This window comes from Sphingomonas sp. ID1715, from assembly GCF_013044515.1.
Classification (GTDB): domain Bacteria; phylum Pseudomonadota; class Alphaproteobacteria; order Sphingomonadales; family Sphingomonadaceae; genus Sphingomonas_B.
Window position 1 is genome coordinate 1 of the sequence record NZ_JABEPR010000022.1, and the last position, 4,387, is coordinate 4,387.

General features: G+C 62.1%; 2 protein-coding genes and 1 pseudogene. 2 read left to right on the plus strand and 1 reads right to left on the minus strand.

The window, feature by feature from the left end; all coding sequences use genetic code 11:
- Positions 1-351 precede the first annotated feature (351 nt).
- Entirely contained in the window at positions 352-3,366 is a 3,015-nt protein-coding gene (locus HJG53_RS18130) for a Tn3 family transposase (RefSeq protein WP_037555775.1), read from the minus strand.
- 131 nt (positions 3,367-3,497) lie between these two features.
- Between HJG53_RS18130 and HJG53_RS18135 the strand changes: the two genes are divergently transcribed.
- The gene (locus HJG53_RS18135; RefSeq protein WP_011950653.1) at positions 3,498-4,058 is read left to right on the plus strand and encodes a recombinase family protein; all 561 of its coding nucleotides are present in this window, start codon (positions 3,498-3,500) and stop codon (positions 4,056-4,058) included.
- Positions 4,059-4,095: 37 nt separating this feature from the next.
- A pseudogene (locus HJG53_RS18140) lies at positions 4,096-4,387 on the plus strand (IS21 family transposase); the annotation flags it as partial.

Below are 4,387 nucleotides of genomic sequence, written 5' to 3' on the forward strand. Positions count from 1 at the left end.
TCGTGCCCTCGGCGCCCGCAAAACTGTAGGTCTCCGTCATCCCCGGTTGATCGCGGAAGCGAACGATTTCGGGAAGGCGATCCCATAGCGCCTTTGTCGGCAATCCTCTCTCCATGGCCATATCCTTAGTTATCTAACTATAATTGCGTATTACCGTACTCCAGTCAAGGGAAGGGCTTCCCATGCGAAGGGGCGCGCACTGAGCAACCATCCCCTCCCCTGTTTGCCCAAATAGGTAGCGGTTTTCCGTTGTCCTCGGTCACGATAGGTACGTTTTTAGGGCGGTACAGCCTATAGAGGGTCGTGCGGCTGAGCGGAACAGGAAAGTGTCGTAAGGGGCATTATTTCCTTTCAAAAGTCCCATTCGGAATTAGGTTGGCGTAGCGGTCTGAGGCCGCCGTTTGCGACGGCGTCAGGCACGGAGAAGTCGTAGCGGCCGAGGAAATTGATGTGACGCCAAGATATCGGCGAGAGCCGAGCGATATCGGCGGGCAGCGGCGGCGTCCCGGCCTCGCTGAGTTGGCGCACGGTTTCCTGCATGTAGACAGCGTTCCAGTGGACGATGGAGTTGAGGGCCAGACCGAGGACCCCAAGCTGCTCCTCTTGGCCCTGACGCAGAGGGCTTCTGATTTCGCCCCGATCGCCGTGATGGACGCGCCGACCGAGCTTGTGGCGCAATTCCTGCCGGTTGAGCTGAAACAATATTCGTCGCCGGAACGGCCGGTCATCGATGTATCGCAGGATATGCAGCGTCTTGATGATGCGGCCGAGTTCAGACAGGGCCTTGGCCAGCGTTGTTGGGCGGTCTTTGACCTGCAGCATTCGCATGACGCCTGCGGCCTTGAGGTGGCCGAGCTTGAGCGATCCGGCCAAGCGGATAAGGTCGGACCAGTTTTCCCGGATCAGATTGATTTTAACCCTGCCCCAGGCGGTCTGATCGAACGGCCCATAGCTCGCCTGGCGGTCGATACGCCAGAGTTTGGCGTCGCCGATGTCCGCCAGACGGGGGCTGAACCGGTAGCCCAAGAGCCAGAACAGACCGAAAATGGCGTCGGAATAGGCGGCGGTGTCGGTCATGATCTCCAGAGGATCGAGCTCGGTTTCCTGCTCCAGCAGGAGAGCCAGGACGACCAGGCTGTCGCGCAACGTGCCGGGGATGACCGCTCCGGTCAGACCGCTGAACTGATTGGAAATCATGTTGTACCAAGTGACGCCGCGCTCCTGGCCGTAATATTTGGGGTTGGGCCCGGCGTGTATGGCGCTCGACGGAGCGACAAAACGCATGCCGTCGGCGCTGGCCACCTCGCCTGCGCCCCAATGTTGGACGATATCCAGACGACTGTGAGCGGAAACGATCGCGGCGTTGGCCGCGGCGATGGTCTCGGGCCGAATGAAATTCTGACCGACCCAAGAAAGACGGTCGCGACGCAGAGCCGCAAATTCCGGGCGCACGATCGGCTCAAGACCGATGTTGCAGGCGCCGCCGACCAGGGTCGCGCACAGGCTTATCTCGAAGTGCTCGACGGTGGCCTGACGCTCGCTCAGATGCGTAAAGGACTTGGCAAATCCGGTTCGCGCCATGACTTCAAGAAAGATGTCGGGCATTCCGGCCTTCGGCATGCGCGTTTGGACGGCGGCGCGAAGTGCTCGAAGGCTCTCGGGTTCATCAAGCTTGTCGAGGGGCGTGACCACAATCCCCATCTTGTCGGCGACCGTCTCAAAACGCAGGTCCGGATTGTCGCCGGCGCGCGCAACGACATGTCGATATGCCTCGTCGAGAAGGCGGGAGAGACCGTCAATCTCAATGTCGGCTTCCAGAGATCGGCCCAGGGCGCGTGCTACCATCAACCTGGAATTGTGCCAGGACTCGCCCTCGAGCATCCCGCGCCGGGGATCCCCGTATCGGATGCCGGGCTTGGCGAACACATCGCGACGCTTGATCGCCAGACGCCACGCATCGATGATCGCGAAGACATAGGCCTTCGGGTCGCGCATCCTGCCATCGTCATCCAGGACATGTTGCCTCCACGCCTTCGAGACCGCAGCGATCGGTGCGCCGCGCATCTTGACGAGAGAGGACCAGTCGTCCACGCCCTTGAGGTAGCTGATCGCGGCCTTGACGTTTTTGCCACCTGGGGCAGCGTCGGTCTCGATGCGGGTAGCGATTTCAAAGAACAATCGCCGGGCGCTCCGCCATTTTGTTCGCAGTTGATCATAGGGCTTGGTCTCCGCGGGCTTGGCGATCGCCTCCACCTTGGACATGGCGGCCTCGATGTCGGGACGGGGCAACCGCTCGAAGAGCACATCTCGCCATTCATTGAGGGGCAGGGCGTCGTCGGTCAAAACCAACAGACCCATTGCGTGGAGCAGCATCGCGGCGCCATCGAGATCGCGCAGACTGCGCAGGCGGGCCTGTTTGTCGGCGGCTTCAGCCCCTTTCACCAAGTCGGCGAGCAGAGCCTCGGCCAGCTCGGCGGCGTCGTCCTGGGCCGCCGCTTCGAGCGTATGGAAGAGCGCGGCTACGGTCGCGGTTCGACGAGGCTCCTGAAGGGCGGCGATGGCCGAGGGCTTGCCGACGCGCGCTACCCGCGCGAGCCGCTCAAGGGTTGTGGCGGGAACGCCCCGCGGTGGCGCCGGCCGCAGATTGAACGCCCGGACCGCATCGAGCCGATCAAGGTGTCGGAAGAGTTCGGTCGGCATGCGCTTGGAGGGAACGGTCCGGAGCGCGTCCAGGGCGGCGAACGTGGATGTGTCGCCATCGTCAAACAGCGCGGCGATGCGCACGCGCTGGTCATCGCTCAAGCTGGCGACCAGATGGCGCCAAAGCCTGGTCCGCGCACGATCGCGGATCCTGCCAACCAGGCGCTCGACGACCGTGACGCCCGGCAGCAGCACCTTGTTGGCGATCAGCCAGGCCGCAGCTCGATCAATCAGGGGGCCGGGCCGATCGTCGCCGCTCCAGCAAAGGGCGTAGAGCCATCGGGTCAGCCGGAAACGTGCCACCGCGTTGTCGCCAAAGTCCGTGAAGCCGCAGTGCGTCCGGATGAGCGCGAGGTGCCGGATGCGTCGGCTTCCCGCAAAATAGGCGTCCACGTCCGTGCCGGGTTCAAGAGCGAGTTGTTCGATCACGGCCGCCAGGACCGACGCTGGGATCTCGGCGGGCGAGACTGGAAATGCGCCCAGAAACCGGGCGCTCGTCAGCATCACGGCAAAGCCGAGCCGATTGTGGTCGCCGCGCAGAGTTCCAATGAGGTCGCGATCAGTTTGGTCCAGATGGAAATATCGCGCGAGTTGATCGGCCGACGGTTCGCCATCAAAGCGGGCAAAGCCCTGACGCTGGGCGTCAGTGAGGTGACGGGTGGGCATACCGTGCGAAACTTTCAACTTTTGCGAAGGGGACGGCCCATGCCGATAAACAAGGCGAATTTCTTCGCAAAACATATGTGCGAAACAAAATTGTTTTGCAGTAACTTTCGCACAATATCTGGAGCAGTCGCATGAAGCTCGGCTACGCGCGCGTTTCCACCGAGGATCAGAACTTGGAAATCCAGCGCGGTCGGCTCTCGGAGGCGGGCTGTGAAATGATGTTCGAAGAGAAAATATCGGGGGCCGCTCGTGGCCGGCCCGAGCTTGAAAAGCTGATGGGTCACCTGCGCAAAGACGATGTTCTCGTCGTCGCCCGCCTCGATCGTTTGGCGCGATCCACCATCGAACTCCTGCACATCGCGGAACGCATCAAGGAAAAGCAGGCAGGATTACAATCGCTTGATGAACCTTGGGCCGATACCACGTCCCCGTCTGGCGTGATGATCATGACCGTATTCGCTGGGATCGCCCAGTTCGAGCGGACTCTCATATTGAGCCGAACCGAGGAGGGGCGAAAGGCGGCGATGGCGCGCGGTGTGAGCTTCGGACGCCCAAAGAAAATGCGCCCAGATCAGGCGGAGCTCGCTCGCCAACTCGTTCTCGAGGGTAAGTCCATTAGCGCCGTCGCAAGGACCTTCAACGTTCACCCGGCCACCATCTATCGCTGTATCGAGCCAAACAGTGCCTTATGACACTTTCCTGTTCCGCTCAGCCGCACGACCCTTTAACGAGAGCGAGCATGCGGTGACGGGCACCTGCCTGATCAGCTTCGATCGCAACCGCTACTCGGTTCTCTCGACGGTGGCGCGGCGGACGGTGCAGGTCCGGGCCTATGCCGACCGCATTGTCGTGCGCTGCGGCGAGGAGGTTGTCGCCGAGCATCCCCGCTACTTCGGGCGCAACCGCACGATCTATGACCCCTGGCATTATCTGCCGGTACTGGCCCGCAAGCCCGGAGCGCTGCGGAACGGCGCGCCCTTCCAGGACTGGGATCTGCCGCCGGCGCTGGCGCGCCTGCGCC

Bases quoted from the DNA above. Each gene is read 5' to 3' on its own strand.
- HJG53_RS18130 (WP_037555775.1), bottom strand. From the start codon at position 3,366: ATGCCCACCCGTCACCTCACTGACGCCCAGCGTCAGGGCTTTGCCCGC.
- HJG53_RS18135 (WP_011950653.1), top strand. From the start codon at position 3,498: ATGAAGCTCGGCTACGCGCGCGTTTCCACCGAGGATCAGAACTTGGAA.